Below are 15467 nucleotides of genomic sequence, written 5' to 3' on the forward strand. Positions count from 1 at the left end.
CGAGCCTAGTGAGCGGCTTGCCGTGGCGCGCGCCGGGCCGTACCGTCTAACAAGACGTACGTACGGTTTGGAGGCTGCCATGTGGGACCCGCGCACCTACCTGCGCTACGGCGACGAGCGCTCCCGGCCGTTCCACGACCTGCTGGCCCGCGTCGGCGCCGAGCACCCGCGCGCCGTGGTCGACCTCGGCTGCGGCCCCGGCACCCTCACCGCCACGCTCGCCGCCCGCTGGCCCGGCAGCCGGATCACCGGCCTGGACTCCTCCCCGGAGATGATCGCCCGGGCGGCCGCCGAGGGCGGACCGGTCGGCTACGCGGTCGCCGACGTCCGCGACTGGCGGCCGGAGCCCGAGGTGGACGTGCTGGTCGGCAACGCCGTGCTCCAGTGGGTGCCGGAACACCGCGACCTGCTCCGCCGCTGGGCGGCGGCGCTGCCCACCGGCGCCTGGATGGCGTTCCAGGTACCCGGCAACTTCGACGCGCCGTCACACCGGCTGCTGCGCTCCGTCGCCGCGCAGGACCGGTGGCGCGACGCGCTCGCCGGCAAGCTGCGCGAGGCCCCCGTCGACGAGCCGGTCGGGTACGCCACGCTGCTGACCGACGCGGGTTGCGCGGTCGACGCCTGGGAGACTACGTACGTGCATCTGCTGCCCGCCACCGGCGCCGACCACCCGGTGCTGGCCTGGATGGAGGGCACCGCGCTGCGCCCGGTCCGCGCCGCGCTGGACGCCGCCGGCTGGGCCGCCTTCCGCGCCGAGCTGGGGGTACGGCTCGCGCAGGCGTACCCGGTGCGGCAGGGTCAGGTGTACTTCCCGTTCCGCCGGATCTTCATGGTGGCCCGCACCGGCACCCGCGCAGAGGAGAACTCGTGACCGACCTGCCCACCTTCATCGCCGGACTGCCAAAGGTGGAGCTGCACGTGCACCACGTCGGCTCGGCCTCGCCCCGGATCGTCGCCGAGCTGGCCGCCCGGCACGAGGGGCGCAGCCCCGTCCCGGCCGACCCGGAGGCGCTCGCCGACTACTTCGCGTTCCGCGACTTCGCCCACTTCATCGAGGTCTACCTCAGCGTGGTGGACCTCATCCGCGACGCCGACGACGTCTGGCTGCTCACCCACGAGGTCGCCCGGGAACTGGCCCGCCAGCAGGTCCGCTACGCCGAGCTGACCGTCACGCCGTACTCGCACGTCAACCGCGGCATCCCGGCGCCGGCGTTCTGCGAGGCGATCGAGGACGCCCGCAAGCGCGCCGAGGCCGACTTCGGCATCGCGTTGCGCTGGTGCTTCGACATCCCCGGCGAGGCCGGCCTGCCCGCCGCCGAGCAGACGCTGCGGATCGCGCTCGACGAACGACCCGACGGGCTGGTCAGCTTCGGCCTCGGTGGCCCCGAGATCGGGGTGCCCCGGCCGCAGTTCAAGCCCTGGTTCGACCAGGCGCGGGCCGCCGGGCTGCGCTCGGTGCCGCACGCCGGCGAGACCACCGGCCCGGAGACGATCTGGGACGCGCTGCGCGAGCTGGGCGCCGAGCGGATCGGCCACGGCATCTCCGCCGCGCAGGACCCGGCGCTGCTGACCTACCTCGCCGAGCGGCGGATCCCGCTGGAGATCTCCCCGACGTCGAACGTGCGCACCCGGGCCGTGCCCAGCCTGGACGCGCACCCGCTGCCCCGGATCGTCGAGGCCGGCGTGCCGGTCAGCATCAACTCCGACGACCCGCCGATGTTCGGCACCACGCTCAACGACGAGTACGCGGTGGCCGCCCGGCTGCTGCGGCTCGGCCCCGACGGGGTCGCCGCGCTGGCCCGCGACGCCGTGGCCGCCGCGTTCCTGACGCCGGCCGAGCAGGCCCGGATCACCGCCGAGATCGACGCGTACCTGGGGAGCGCGGCACGCTGAGCGGCCGTACCGGTGCCGGCCGCCGGGATCCCCGGGGCGGCCGGCGCCGCGCGGTCAGCAGCATCGCGGACAGCGCGAGCACGGTGAGCGCGACGGTGGGACCGGGAGCGGCGGGCGCGGGCCGGACGGGCCCGTGCGCGAGCACCGGGTCCTGCCAGACCGCGAGTGTGAGCGCGATGCCCAGGCCGATGACGGCGGCCCAGCGGAGCAGACGACTGACGGCCGGTGGCATGACGGTCACCTCGCGCCCGGGATCGACGGGAGAGCGCGCGCGACGGGAGCGAGGTGTGGGGGGACCGGACTCCCGCCGCGCGCATGATCCGTCGGCCGGAAGGTCTTACGGGGCGTCCCGGCCGACGGAACTGATGGGTTCTGTCAGCGATCCTGGCAGTTCACGCCGGTTTTCCGGCCGTCGTTAAACCACCTTTAAGGAGAACTTGCGCCCGTACACAGCCACGGGTCAGCGCGGGCGCGGCCAGCGCCGCCCGGCACGCGGCTCACGGGCCTCCCGGGCCATCCGCCCGACCAGCCCGAACCGGTTCACCTGCCGGGGTGCCGCGTCCGGGTCGGCCAGCAGCATCACCACGCTCGCCCCGCCGAGCCGGGCCCGGTCGATGCTCACCGAACCGTTCGCCTGCAACGCGACCCGCTTGGCGATGTCCAGCCCGAGCCCGGTCGAGCCCTTGTCGCTCTCACCCCGGCGCAGCGCCCGGTCCGGGTCGGCGATGCCCGGCCCGGCGTCGTCGATGCGGATCGCCACCCAGCCGTCCCGGCGGCTCACCGCCACCTCGAACGCGGTGCCCTGCGGCGTGTACCGGAACACGTTGCCGATCACCGCGTCCAGCGCGGCGGCCAGTTCGGCGCGGGGCACCGGCGCCGGGATGCGGAACTGCGCCCCGACCACCCGGTGCGGCCGGTTCTGGTCCCCGGCCAGCGCCGACCAGAAGACCATCCGGTCCCGGACCACCTCGCTCACGTCGCACGACGCCGGCGCCGACTCCTGGGCGACCGCCTTGCGGGTCGTCTTGATGAGCTGGTCGACCTCGCCCTCCAGCGTGACGATCGCCTGCCGGATCCGCCGGATGCCGCGTCGCCGGTCCAGCTCCGCCTCGCTGAACGTGCCGATGCTCGTGTCGTCGGACTCCAGCGCCTCGGCGTCCAGCCGCAGCGCGGTCAGCGGCGTACGCAGCCGGTGCGACAGGTCGGCGACCAGCTCGTGCTCGTCGGCACGCAGCGCCACCAGCCGTTCCGTCATCCGGTTGAACGCGTGCCCGGCCTCGGCCAGCTCACGCGGGCCGGTCGGCTCGACCCGTACCCCCAGCTCGCCGTCGCCCACCGCGAGCGCCGCCTTGACCAGATCGCCGGTGGCGTCCACGGCCCGTGCCGCCACCCGGTCGACCACGGCGACCGCCGCGCCGACAAGCGCCAGGCCGATCGCGAACAGCAGCAGCCACCGCCCGCCGCCCCCGGAGTCGAGCACTTCGTCGGGGACGAACACCTCCACCACGGCGACCCGGTCACCGAGCACCACCGGGTCCAGCCGCAGCACCCCGCCGTCCACCTCGGTCACCACCGACTGCCGCCGCGCGGCCGCCTCGGCGAGCACCCGCGGGTCGGCGCGACCGGCGGACTCGTCCGCGCCGATGCCGTGCACGACCGGGCGCATGGCCGGATCGTCACCGGCCGCGGCGGCCACCGCCCGTTCGATCGTCGCGGTGTCGGTGCTGACCGCGAGCGCGCCGGTCACCAGCGCGGCCCGGCGGGCGGCGTCGGCCAGCTCCGCCTCCCGGGTCCGGTCGGCGAGGGTCAGCCCGAGCGGGATGAGGAAGGCGAGCGCGATCAGGCCGCACAGCCCCGCGGTGAGCCCGGCGAGGCTGAACCTCAGTCCGGCGCCACCAGCCGGAAGCCGACCCCCCGCACGGTGCGCAGGTAACGCGGCTTCGCCGCGGACTCGCCCATTTTGCGGCGGAGCCAGTACAGGTGAACGTCGATGGTCTGGTCCTCGCCGACCGATGGCTGCCGCCATACCTCCTCCAAGAGTTCCCGCCGGGACACTACCCGGCCGGGACGCGCGGCGAGATACGCCAGCAGGTCGAATTCCTTACGGGTCAGCGCCAGCGCCTCCCCGTCCAGCACCGCGCTGCGCTCGCCCACGTCGACGCGCAGGCCGCCGACCGTGTGCACGGCCGGCGCGACGGTACGGCTGGCCCGGCCGGCCCGGCGCAGCACAGTGGTGATCCGGGCGTCCAGGTGCGCCCCGGTGAACGGCTTGACCATGTAGTCGTCCGCGCCGGCGCGCAGCAGCCGCACCACCGACTGCTCGTCGTCCCGGGCGGTGGCGATGATGATCGGCACGTCGGTGATGCCGCGCAGCATGCGCAGCGCGTCCGAGCCGTCCAGGTCGGGCAGACCGAGGTCGAGCACCACCAGGTCCGGCGTCTCCGCGGCGACCCGGCGCAGCGCGTCCAGCGCGGTGCCGACGGCGTGTACCGCGTGCCCCCGATCGGTCAGCGACCGCAGCATGGCGCCGCGCACGACGTGGTCGTCTTCGACCAGCAGGACGGTTGCCACGTCAGCACCGTACTCGGCGTGGCAAGCCGGTCGCGTTGCGGCGGTCCGGCCAACCGGGCAAGCTGGGACGGCGATGACGTTCACGCTCTTCCCCGACACCCGCCTCACGCTCGCCCGCGACGCGCTCGCCGGCCTGTCGGTGGGCGACGCCCTCGGCTCCCAGTTCTTCGTCCCCGGCCGGCACCCGGACGACCTCGCCGCAGGGCGGCTGCCCGAACCGCCCTGGGAGTGGACCGACGACACCGAGATGGCGTGCTCGGTGGTGGCCGAGCTGGCCGCCGGCGGCCGCATCGACCGGGACCGGCTGGCGCTGGCGTTCGCGCAGCGCTGCGAGCCGTACCGGGGGTACGGGCCGGGCGCGGTGACGGTGCTGCGGCTGATCCGCACCGGCACGCCCTGGCCGGTGGCCGCCGCGTCCGCGTTCGACGGGCAGGGCTCCTGCGGCAACGGTGCCGCGATGCGCGTCGCGCCGCTCGGCGCCTGGCACGCCGACTCCACCCGCCGCGCCGCCGAGCAGGCCCGCGCCTCCGCCGAGGTGACACACGCCCACCCGGAGGGCGTCGCGGGTGCGGTAGCAGTCGCGGTGGCCGCCTCGCTCGCCGCCCGCGCCCGCCTCGACGGCGGCCGGCCCGACCCGGCCCGGCTGCTCACCGCCGTCGCCGGGACGCTCGACCCGGTCGGCGAGGTGCACCGCGGGGTACGCCGGGCCGCCGCGCTGCTCGGTCACTCCGCCGCCGCGGCGGCCGACGCGCTCGGCAACGGCTCCCGGGTCACCGCGCAGGACACCGTGCCGTTCACGCTCTGGGTCGCCGCCACACTGCTGCACGACTACCCCGCCGCGATCCGCGTCTGCGTCGAGGCGGGCGGCGACGTGGACACCACAGCCGCGATCGTGGGCGGGATCGTGGCCGCGTACACCGGGGTGGGCGCGCCGGGCGGCGTGCCGGAGAGCTGGCTGACCGCCCGCGAGCCGCTCCCCGGCTGGCTGACCGCCCCCGCCTGACCGCCCGTACTTCCGTTCGTTTCGACCGGCACGCGCCAGCTCGGGGAGGTGGCGGGGTCGGCGGGGGTGGGATGCAGCCACCTCGGCGAAGTGGAGTCGATCATGCGCTCCGGCGTGCACCACCAGCGGGGACGGGCTCGCCGAGGGGGTCCGCGGCGCTCCTCGAATCCGGGGAATCCGGTGCCGGGTCTCCGCTGGACGAATGCGGTTCCGAGCCGCCGTGGGGCGAATCGGGTGCGGGCCTGCTGCGGGACGAGTCGGGTGCCGGGGTGTCGGCGGCGGGAGCGGGGGCACGCTCGGGGGAGTCGGAGCGGTTGTCCGCGTCCGGACGCTCGGTGGCGGCGGGCGCGTCGGGGGAAAGGCTGTCGTCCGGGGTAGGGCTGCCGTCGGGCGGCAGGGTCATGGTGTCGCGCCGGCGGCGACTGAGCAGCCAGCCGATCGCCGCGCCACCGGCCAGCCCGGCGAGCAGGCCGCCGCCGAGCAGCAGGTCCGCGCTCGGCCCGTCGTCGGCAGCCCCGGCCGCCGGTGCCGTGCCGCCCTGCGCGCCGCCCTGCGCCTCGCCGGGTGCGCCCGGCGCGCCGTGCCCGCCGTGCCCGGCGCCGCCCGCTCCGGAAGCGCCGTCGTGCGTCACGGTGCCCGGCAGCGGCGGCAGCAGGTCGACCGTCGGCGCGGGGTGCGGGCCACCCGCCGGGTCCGCCCACCGGACCACAGTGCCGTCGTCGTACGTCTGCGTCACGGTGAACGTGAGCCGGTCGGTGGCGGGCATCGGTCCCATGCCCAGCGGCAGCCGGGCCGCCCCGGTGCCGGTGCCGGGCATCCGCAGCCAGCTCACCGCGTGGGTCACCTGGTTCAGTTCGGCCGCGTGCATGCCGGGGACCGGCTGGTCGAGCGTGCGGGTGGTGATGGTGGGCGCCCAGTCCGGCACCGACAGCGGGTACACCTCGCCGATCGGGGCGTCCGCGGGCATGGTCAGCTCGATCCGGGTGGTCCGGGTGCCGGGCCTGTCCGCCGGCACCAGCACGGACAGTTCGATCGCGTCGCCCTGGCGTACCTGGGCGGGCGAGGTCGTGACGGTCACCCCGGCCGCGTTCGCCGCGGCGGGCCAGCCCACCGCCCCGGCGAGTACCGCCGCCAGCAGCGCCGCCGCCCACCGGCCCTGACGGGTCATCCTCATGGTCGTCCCCATCCTTCTCGGCTGGGGCCGGTACCGGCTCCGGCCCCACCTGGTAGTTCGGGCGGCGGGGCGAAAAGGTTCAACCCGGCAGGGAACTCGCCGGAGGCGGGCACCGGCGTCGGCGGCGGTCCGGGTCCGGGCGACCGATAGCATCGCAGGGGCCGGTCACCGGCCCTTCCGTACCGTCGACGACAGGAGTCACCGTGTCCGCACCCCGTACCCCCGTCGTGGCCGACCCCGTCGTCGTCGCCGCCGGGACCACGGCGGCCGACGCGGTGGCCGCGGCCGGCCTGCCGATGAGCGGGCCGAAGGCGATCGTGGTGGTCCGCGATCCGCAGGGCCAGCTGCGCGACCTGGACTGGCGCCCGGCCGAGGAGGTCGCGGTCGAGCCGGTCACGCTGGACAGCCCGGACGGGCTGAACGTGCTGCGCCACTCCACCGCCCACGTGCTGGCCCAGGCCGTGCAGGACGTCTTCCCGGACGCCAAGCTCGGCATCGGCCCGCCGATCGAGAACGGCTTCTACTACGACTTCGGCGTGGACAAGCCGTTCCAGCCGGACGACCTGACCAAGCTCGAGAAGCGCATGCAGGAGATCGTCAAGTCCGGCCAGCGGTTCCGCCGCCGCCGGTTCGCCGACCTGGACGAGGCGCGGTCCGAACTGGCCGCCGAGCCGTACAAGCTGGAGCTGATCGAGGTCAAGGGGGAAGGGCTGGACTCCTCCGAGGTGATGGAGGTGGGCGGCGGCGAGCTGACCATCTACGACAACCTCGCCGCGAACGAGGACAAGGTCTGCTGGTCGGACCTGTGCCGGGGCCCGCACCTGCCGAACACCCGGCTGATCGGCGCGTTCAAGCTGATGCGCTCGGCCGCCGCGTACTGGCGCGGGTCGGAGAAGAACCCGCAGCTGCAGCGCGTGTACGGCACCGCGTGGCCGACCCGGGACGAGCTCAAGGCGTACCTGAAGCTGTTGGAGGAGGCCGCCCGCCGCGACCACCGCAAACTCGGCGCGGACCTCGACCTGTTCAGCTTCCCCGACGAGATCGGGTCCGGCCTGCCGGTCTTCCACCCCAAGGGCGGCGTGCTCAAGCGGGTGATGGAGGACTACGTCCGGGCGCGCCACATCGAGGAGGGCTTCGACTACGTCGGCACGCCGCACATCTCCAAGGAAGGTCTCTTCCACACCTCGGGACACCTGCCCTACTACAAGGACACGATGTTCCCGCCGATGGAGATGGAGGGCAGCGACTACTACCTCAAGGCCATGAACTGCCCGATGCACAACCTGATCTACCGGTCGCGCGGGCGGTCCTACCGGCAGTTGCCGCTGCGGCTGTTCGAGTTCGGGTCGGTCTACCGGTACGAGAAGTCGGGCGTGATCCACGGCCTGACCCGGGTGCGCGGCTTCACCCAGGACGACTCGCACTCCTACTGCACGAAGGAGCAGGCGCCGGCCGAGATCAAGCACCTGCTCGGCTTCGTGCTCAGCCTGCTGCGCGACTTCGGCATCGACGACTTCTACCTGGAGCTGTCGACCCGCGACGAGTCGAAGCCGGACAAGTTCGTCGGCTCCGACTCCGACTGGGCGACCGCCACCGCCGTGCTGGAGCAGTGCGCGCTGGAGACCGGCCTTGAGCTGGTGCCGGACCCGGGCGGCGCGGCGTTCTACGGCCCGAAGATCTCCGTGCAGGCCAAGGACGCGATCGGCCGCACCTGGCAGATGTCGACCATCCAGTACGACTTCAACCAGCCGAAGGGCTTCGGGCTGGAGTACCAGGCCGCCGACGGCACCCGGCAGCAGCCGGTGATGATCCACTGCGCCAAGTTCGGGTCGATCGAGCGGTTCATCGGCGTGCTCACCGAGCACTACGCGGGCGCGTTCCCGGCCTGGCTGGCGCCGGTGCAGGTGGTCGGCATCCCGATCCGCGAGGAGCACGGCGACTACCTGGTCGACTTCGCCGCGACGCTGCGCCGGCACGGCGTCCGGGCCGAGGTGGACCTGGGCGACGACCGGATGCAGAAGAAGATCCGCAACGCGCAGCAGCAGAAGATCCCGTTCATGGTGATCGCCGGGGACGACGACGTGGCCGCCGGCACCGTCTCGTTCCGCTACCGGGACGGCTCGCAGCGCAACGGCGTGCCGATCGACGAGGCGGTCGCGCACGTCCGCGAGGTGGTGGAGTCGCGTACCAACGCCGGTCCTGCCGCCGAGCGGGCCGGATCGTAGGATCGCCTGTGTGACAGGGGCGGAGCGGGACACCGGGTACGGCGGCGACAACGGTCTGGCGGACGGGCTGGACCGGCTCTGGACGCCGCACCGGATGACCTACATCTCCGGCGAGGACCGGCCCGAGGGCGGATACGAGAAGCCGGCCGGCTGCCCGTTCTGCCTCGCGCCCGGCCTGCCGCCGGAGGAGTCCCTGGTGGTGGCCCGGGGCGAGCACGTGTTCGCGGTGCTCAACCTCTACCCGTACAACCCCGGGCACCTGCTCGTCTGCCCCTACCGGCACGTGGCCGACTACACCGAGCTGGACGAGCCGGAGACGGTCGAGCTGGCCGCGTTCACCAAGGCCGCCATGCGGGTGGTCCGGCACGTCTCCAGCGCGCACGGCTTCAACCTGGGCATGAACCAGGGCGGCGTGGCCGGCGCGGGCATCGCCGCGCACCTGCACCAGCACGTGGTGCCGCGCTGGGGCGGCGACGCCAACTTCATGCCGGTGATCGGCCGGACCAAGGTGCTGCCACAACTGCTCGCCGACACCCGGGAACTGCTCGCCAAGGCGTGGGCGGCGGCCTGACGGGGGCCCGCCCCGACAGTACGATCTTGCGCATGGCTCTCCTGCACCGCGCGGAACTGCGCCCCTCGAAACTGGAGTTGCTCGTACCCTGGCTGCCCGGCCGGTCCTGGTTCGCCGGCGAGGCGGGCGCGGAGGTCAGCCGGGTCGCGGCGTACCGGTTCGACGACCCGGCCGGCGAGGTGGGCGTCGAGACGCTGCTCGTGCGCGCCGGTGACGGCCCGGTGCTCCAGGTGCCGCTGACCTACCGGGGCGCGCCGCTGGCCGGGGCGGACGACTTCTTCGTGGGCCTCGTCGAGCACTCGGTGCTCGGCCGCCGCTGGGTGTACGACGCCTGCGGCGACCCGGTGTACCCACCGCTGCTGGCCGCCGCCGTGCTCGCCGACGCCGGGCAGGCCGAGGAGTACTTCGAGGTCGACGGGAAGCGCGAGGTGCGCCCGGCGAGCATGAGGCTGACCGGCAGCCGTACCGGCCGCCCGGTGCCGACCGGTCCGGTTTCGACCGGCTCGGGTGACGGCGGCGTGACGGTGGTCCGGGTCGGGGACGTCGAGCTGGCGGTGGTCCGGCGGCCCGTGCCGGCCGAGGTGCCGGGCTCCGGCGGGCTCACCGGCACCTGGTCGGGCCAGGACGAGCCGGTGCTGCTGGCCTACGCCCGCTGACGGCTCGCCGGGCGGCCTTCTGCGTCGGAGGCCGGATCGAAGGGACGCCTCGCACCGATATGCCTCAGAGGCATATTCGTGACTCTCAGGCATATCGCGTTCACCGCGACTGTTCGCCGCCTGGCGTCACGCGGCGTGATCGCGGCCGGACTCTTCGGCCACGAACCGGCCCGCGGTCGCCGGGGAGATGACAGGATGCGGCGGTGGCAGTCGACAAGCGACAGTTGGGGCGCAGCGGCATCGAGGTGAGCGCCCTCGGCATGGGGTGCTGGGCGATCGGCGGCCCGTGGGCCGAGGGCGCCCGCCCGCTGGGCTGGGGCCGGGTCGACGACCACGAGTCGGTACGCGCGATCCGCCGCGCGCTCGACCTGGGCGTCACGTTGTTCGACACCGCCGACACGTACGGCGCCGGGCACGGCGAGCGGGTGCTGGGGCGGGCGCTGGCCGGCCGGCGCGACGAGGCGGTGATCGCGACGAAGTTCGGCTACACGTTCGACGAACGCACCCGGCAGGCCACCGGCGAGAACGCCTCACCGCACTACCTACGCCGGGCGGTGACCGACTCGCTGCGCCGGCTGGGCACCGACCGCATCGACCTCTATCAGCTGCACCTGGGCGACCTGCCGCTGCCCCGGGCCGAGGCACTCATCGGCACGCTCGACGACCTGGTCGGCGCCGGCCTGATCCGGTCGTACGGGTGGAGCACCGACCGGGCCGACCGGGCCGCCGCGTTCGCGCAGGTCGCCCGCGGTGCCGCCGCCGTGCAGCACGCGCTGTCGGTGCTGCGGGACGCCCCGGCCATGCTCGACGCCTGCGACAAGCACGACCTCGCCGGCCTGGCCCGAGGGCCGCTCGGGATGGGACTGCTCACCGGCAAGTACACGCCGGAGTCCACGCTGCCCCGCGACGACGTACGCGGACTCGGGCCGACCTGGCTGGAGTGGTTCCGCAGCGGCCGGCCCGCCCCGGAGTGGCTGCGCCGGGTCGCCGCCGTCCGCGACGCGCTGACCGCCGACGGGCGCACCCTCGCGCAGGGGGCGATCGGGTGGATCTGGGCGCGCAGCGACCGGGCCGTGCCGATCCCCGGTGCCCGTACCGTCGCCCAGGTCGAGGAGAACGCGGCCGCGCTGGCTCGGGGCCCGCTCGCGCCGGACCAGTTCGCCGAGGTGGAGCGGCAGTTGGCGGCGGTACGCTCGGCCGCCCTCCGCGACGCCGACCGCCCCCACTGGCCGATGCCCCCCGTCCCCGCCGTCCGCCCCTGACCGAAGGCCGCCCCCCGGACCCACCCCCGCCCTCTCGGCGTCGATCTTGCGGTTGCGGCCCTTGGGATGACCGGAATGCGCACCTTGTTAGGGCCGCAAGTGCAAGATCGCGGGGGGCGAGAGGGCCAGGGGAGGGAGGGCGGGTCAGCGGGTTGTGGACTCCTTGCGGGCCTGGTCGGCCAGGTGGGCCGGCATGGGCTCGTGGCGGGCGAACTCGCGCCGGAACGTGCCGGTGCCCGCCGTCATCGAGCGCAGCTCCACCGCGTACCGCAGCAGCTCCGTGGCGGGCACCTCGGCGCGGACCAGCGTCCGACCCTCGGCGTCCGGGTCCGGCTCGGTGCCGAGCACCCGGCCGCGCCGCCCGGACAGGTCGCCCATCACCGCGCCGACCGACGAGTCGGGCACCCGTACGGTGATCTCGTCGACCGGCTCCAGCAGTGCCGGCTGGCCCTTCTCGGCGGCGTCGCGCAGCGCCAGCGCGCCGGCGGTCTGGAACGCCGCGTCGGAGGAGTCGACGCTGTGCGCCTTGCCGTCGACCAGCGTGACCCGCAGGTCCACCACCGGGTAGCCGGCGACCAGACCGCGCTCCATCTGCGCCCGGACGCCCTTCTCCACCGACGGGATGTAGTTGTGCGGGACGGCGCCGCCGACCACCCGGTCGACGAACTCGAAGCCGGCGCCCCGGGGCAGCGGTTCCACCTCGATGTCGCAGACCGCGTACTGGCCGTGGCCGCCGGACTGCTTGACGTGCCGGCCGTGCCCGCGCGCGGCGGCGGTGAACGTCTCGCGCAGCGGCACCCGGACCGGCTCGGTGTCCAGCTCGACGCCGCCGCCGCGCAGCCGGTCGAGCACCACGTCGGCGTGTGCCTCGCCCATGCACCAGAGCACGAGCTGGTGGGTCTCCGGGTTGCGTTCGAGCCGTAGCGTCGGGTCGCCGGCGACCAGCCGGGACAGGTTGCGGGCCAGCGCGTCCTCGTCGGCCCGGCTGCGCGCCGTGATCGCCACCGGCAGCAGCGGCTCGGGCATCTCCCAGGGCGCGATCAGCAGCGGGTCGTCCTTGGCCGAGATGGTGTCGCCGGTCTCCGCGCTGCCCGACTTGGTGATCGCGCACAGGTCACCGGCGACGCAGGCGGCCACCTCGCGCAGCGTCGCGCCCAGCGGGCTGTAGACGTGGCCGACCCGCTCGTCGGCGTCGTGGTCCGGGTGGCCGCGCTCGGCCATGCCGTGACCCGACACGTGGATCACCTGGTCGGGGCGGAGCGTGCCGGAGAAGACGCGCACCAGCGAGACCCGCCCCACGTGCCTGTCGACTGTCGTCTTGACCACCTCGGCGACGAGCGGGCCGTCCGGGTCGCAGGTCAGCGGCGGGCGGGGCGAGCCGTCCACGCCGGTCACCGCGGGCAGGTCGTGCTCCAGCGGCGACGGGAACGCCGCGACCAGGCCGTCGAGCAGCGCGTCCAGGCCGACGCCGGTCTCCGCGCAGACCGGCACCACGGGGTAGAAGTGGCCGCGGGCTACGGCCGTCTCCAGGTCGGTGATCAGCACCTCGGGGTCGATCTCCTCGCCGCCGAGGTAGCGGTCCATCAGGGTCTCGTCCTCGCTCTCCGCGATGATCCCCTCGATCAGCTCGTCGCGGGACTCCTGGATGGCCGGCAGGTGCTCCGGGTCCGGCTCGCGCACCGCCGCCGGCAGCCCGTCGGAGTAGTCGTACACCCGGCGGGTGATCAGCCCCATCAGGCCGACCACCGACTCGCCGTCGTCGCCGAGCATGGGCAGGTAGAGCGGGAGCACGTTGTCGCCGAAGACGCGCTGGCACAGCGCCACCGCCTCGTCGAAGTCGGCGCGCGGGTGGTCCAGCCGGGAGACGGCGACCGCCCGGGGCATGTCGACGGCGGCGCACTCCTCCCAGAGGGCGGCGGTGGCGGCGTCCATCCCGTCGACGGCGGAGACCACGAACAGCGCCGCGTCGGCGGCCCGCAGACCGGCGCGCAGCTCGCCGACGAAGTCGCCGTACCCCGGGGTGTCCAGCAGGTTGACCTTGACGTCGCGGTGCATCAGCGGGGCGCAGGCCAGGCTCACCGAGCGCTGCTGGCGTACGGCGGCGGGGTCGTGGTCGCAGACGGTGGTGCCCTCGGTGACGGCGCCGGCCCGGCCGATCGTGCCACCGGCGGCCAGCAGCGCCTCGACGAGTGTCGTCTTGCCGGCGCCGGAGTGCCCGACGAGCACCACGTTGCGAACCCTGCCGGGCTCGGTCACCACCGGCGCGCCGCCGGTGACACCCTTCTCGTTCTTCTGCGCCATCGCGGCGCACCTCCCTCAACCGGTGGTGGTGGCGACCGCCGCGGGCGACGGGGGAGCGGACCCGGGACGGGCGCCGCGGCGATATCTTCCGGTGATCTCCTGCTGGACGGGAACGCGGACCGGTGATCCGGTGAACTGGCTCACCTCCTGGCTCGATCTCACACCCGCACGGGTGCCCGCACAAGGGCCGCCGGGCGGGTCGTACGCCCGGCTGTGTCCCCGGCGGTTGCGGGCCGTTATCGTGGGACCGCCATGGCGAAGATCTTCCAAGTGACGGCCCGCGCGGGCATGACCCGCGTCGTGGAGCCGATCGCCCGCGCGCTGCTGCGAGCGGGCGTGTCCCCCAATGCGGTCACCGTGACCGGAACCGTCGGCGTGCTCGTCGGCGCGCTCGGCTTCGGCGCGCGCGGCCATCTGGTCGCCGGCGCGCTGATCGTCACGGTCTTCGCTCTCACCGACCTGCTCGACGGCACGATGGCGCGGATGAGCGGCGGGTCCACCCGGTTCGGGGCGTTCCTCGACTCGAGCATGGACCGGGTCGCCGACAGCGCGGTGTTCGGCGCGGTCGCGTACTGGCTGGCCACCGAGCACGACTACTCGGGCGTGGCGGCGGCGCTGATCTGCCTGGCCGCGGGCGGGCTGGTCTCCTACGTCAAGGCCCGCGCCGAGGGCCTCGGGATGACCTGCAACGTGGGCATCGCCGAGCGCACCGAGCGGCTGCTCATCGTCGGCGTCGGCGGTCTGCTCACCGGCGTCGGCGTCCGTCCCGCCCTGGAGATCGCGCTCTGGCTGCTCGCCGCCGTCTCGATCTTCACGGTGGGCCAGCGGATGGCCCACGTGTACCGCCAGGCCCAGCGGGTCGGCGCCGAGTGAACCTGACCGAGGCGGGCTTCGTCGCGGGCTGGCGCCTGGTCCGGGCGCTGCCCCGGCCCGTCGCGGCCGCGGCCTTCCGGGCGGGCGCCGACCGCGCCCACCGCAAGGACGGCGGGGGTACGCGTCGACTGCGCGCCAACCTGCGCCGGGTGGTCGGCCCGGAGCTGCCCGACGCGGAGCTGGACGTGCTGGTGCGCGAGGGCTTGCGCTCGTACGCCCGGTACTGGATGGAGGCGTTCCGGCTGCCTGGCCTGAGCCGGGCCGAGATCCTCGCCGGATTCCGCCTGGACGGGCAGGAACTGCTCGCCGCCGACGTGGCGGCCGGCCGGGGCGCCGTGGTGGCGCTGCCGCATGCCGGCAACTGGGACGCCGCGGGCGCCTGGGTGGCTGCTACCGGCTGGCCGATGACCACGGTGGCGGAGCGGCTCCCGGACGGCGTCTACGAGCGGTTCGTCGGGTTCCGGGAGGGGCTGGGGATGGAGATCCTGCCCAACCGCGGTGGCCCGCGTCCCGCGTTCGACGTGCTGGTGGACCGGCTGCGTGCCGGTTACGTGGTGCCCCTGCTCGCCGACCGGGACCTGTCCGCCCGGGGCGTGGAGGTGGACTTCTTCGGCGGCCGGACCCGGATGCCGGCCGGCCCGGCGCTGCTGGCCATCCGCACCGGCGCCCCGCTCTACGTGGCCTCGATGTGGTACGAACCGGACGCGGCGTGCGCGTCCATCGACGGCCCGCTGCCGCTGCCGGACCCGGACGGCGCCCCGCTCGACGAGCGGGTACGCGCGGTGACGCAGCGGATTGCCGACGGTCTGGCGGCGGGCATCGCCCGGCATCCGCAAGACTGGCACATGTTGCAGCGGATGTGGCTGGACCAGGACCGGGACGGTACGCCCACGTCGCCGCGGCCACCGGCCACCACCGGGACGGTCTAGGGGGGCGCA

At 74.5% G+C, this 15467-nt stretch carries 14 protein-coding genes; 9 read left to right on the top strand and 5 right to left on the bottom strand.

Annotated features, from left to right (window positions below; all coding sequences use genetic code 11):
• Positions 1 to 79 precede the first annotated feature (79 nt).
• Complete coding sequence (locus O7546_RS09085; protein ID WP_194801026.1) at positions 80 to 871, top strand: trans-aconitate 2-methyltransferase; 792 nt, start codon at positions 80 to 82, stop codon at positions 869 to 871.
• Positions 868 to 1893, top strand: a complete 1026-nt coding sequence (locus O7546_RS09090; protein WP_194801027.1) for an adenosine deaminase — start codon at positions 868 to 870, stop codon at positions 1891 to 1893. Before O7546_RS09085 ends, O7546_RS09090 begins: the two co-directional genes overlap by 4 nt.
• Here O7546_RS09090 and O7546_RS09095 read toward each other — a convergent pair.
• From O7546_RS09095 to O7546_RS09105, 3 genes are all read right to left on the bottom strand, one after another.
• Complete coding sequence (locus O7546_RS09095; RefSeq protein WP_135239358.1) at positions 1850 to 2125, bottom strand: hypothetical protein; 276 nt, start codon at positions 2123 to 2125, stop codon at positions 1850 to 1852. The two genes, O7546_RS09090 and O7546_RS09095, sit on opposite strands and share 44 nt — an antisense overlap.
• A gap of 228 nt (positions 2126 to 2353) precedes the next feature.
• Positions 2354 to 3745 carry a HAMP domain-containing sensor histidine kinase gene (locus O7546_RS09100; protein WP_194801054.1) on the bottom strand — a complete coding sequence of 464 codons (1392 nt, stop codon included), beginning with the start codon at positions 3743 to 3745 and terminating at the stop codon, positions 2354 to 2356.
• 29 nt (positions 3746 to 3774) lie between these two features.
• Entirely contained in the window at positions 3775 to 4464 is a 690-nt protein-coding gene (locus tag O7546_RS09105) for a response regulator transcription factor (protein ID WP_013285422.1), read from the bottom strand.
• A 73-nt stretch (positions 4465 to 4537) separates the two neighbouring features.
• Between O7546_RS09105 and O7546_RS09110 the strand changes: the two genes are divergently transcribed.
• The gene (locus tag O7546_RS09110; protein WP_269696538.1) at positions 4538 to 5467 is read left to right on the top strand and encodes an ADP-ribosylglycohydrolase family protein; all 930 of its coding nucleotides are present in this window, start codon (positions 4538 to 4540) and stop codon (positions 5465 to 5467) included.
• Between the two features lie 100 nt (positions 5468 to 5567).
• On the opposite strand, the gene O7546_RS09115 is transcribed toward O7546_RS09110, so the two are convergent.
• A complete protein-coding gene (locus O7546_RS09115; RefSeq protein ID WP_281600732.1) occupies positions 5568 to 6641 on the bottom strand; it encodes a YcnI family protein in 1074 nt (357 codons plus the stop codon).
• Positions 6642 to 6844: 203 nt separating this feature from the next.
• Between O7546_RS09115 and thrS the strand changes: the two genes are divergently transcribed.
• From thrS to O7546_RS09135, 4 genes are all read left to right on the top strand, one after another.
• Complete coding sequence (thrS, locus tag O7546_RS09120) at positions 6845 to 8866, top strand: threonine--tRNA ligase (protein WP_194801029.1); 2022 nt, start codon at positions 6845 to 6847, stop codon at positions 8864 to 8866.
• Positions 8867 to 8921: 55 nt separating this feature from the next.
• On the top strand, positions 8922 to 9437 hold the full coding sequence (locus tag O7546_RS09125) for an HIT domain-containing protein (protein ID WP_262012419.1): 516 nt from the start codon (positions 8922 to 8924) through the stop codon (positions 9435 to 9437).
• Between the two features lie 32 nt (positions 9438 to 9469).
• Positions 9470 to 10093, top strand: coding sequence for a hypothetical protein (locus O7546_RS09130; protein WP_194801030.1), 624 nt, complete (start codon positions 9470 to 9472; stop codon positions 10091 to 10093).
• Between the two features lie 203 nt (positions 10094 to 10296).
• Positions 10297 to 11355 (top strand): aldo/keto reductase, encoded by a 1059-nt coding sequence (locus O7546_RS09135; RefSeq protein WP_194801031.1) that lies wholly within the window; start codon positions 10297 to 10299, stop codon positions 11353 to 11355.
• A 144-nt stretch (positions 11356 to 11499) separates the two neighbouring features.
• Here the strand turns inward: O7546_RS09135 and O7546_RS09140 are convergent, their stop codons facing one another.
• Entirely contained in the window at positions 11500 to 13656 is a 2157-nt protein-coding gene (locus O7546_RS09140; RefSeq protein ID WP_281600733.1) for an elongation factor G-like protein EF-G2, read from the bottom strand.
• A gap of 252 nt (positions 13657 to 13908) precedes the next feature.
• On the opposite strand from O7546_RS09140, the gene pgsA reads away from it, so the two are divergent.
• Complete coding sequence (pgsA, locus tag O7546_RS09145; protein WP_269700549.1) at positions 13909 to 14529, top strand: phosphatidylinositol phosphate synthase; 621 nt, start codon at positions 13909 to 13911, stop codon at positions 14527 to 14529.
• Positions 14526 to 15458, top strand: coding sequence for a phosphatidylinositol mannoside acyltransferase (locus O7546_RS09150; RefSeq protein ID WP_281600734.1), 933 nt, complete (start codon positions 14526 to 14528; stop codon positions 15456 to 15458). The genes pgsA and O7546_RS09150 overlap by 4 nt, the downstream gene beginning before the upstream one ends.
• The last annotated feature ends 9 nt before the right edge of the window (positions 15459 to 15467 follow it).

The organism is Micromonospora sp. WMMA1976 (genome assembly GCF_027497335.1).
GTDB lineage: Bacteria > Actinomycetota > Actinomycetes > Mycobacteriales > Micromonosporaceae > Micromonospora > Micromonospora aurantiaca.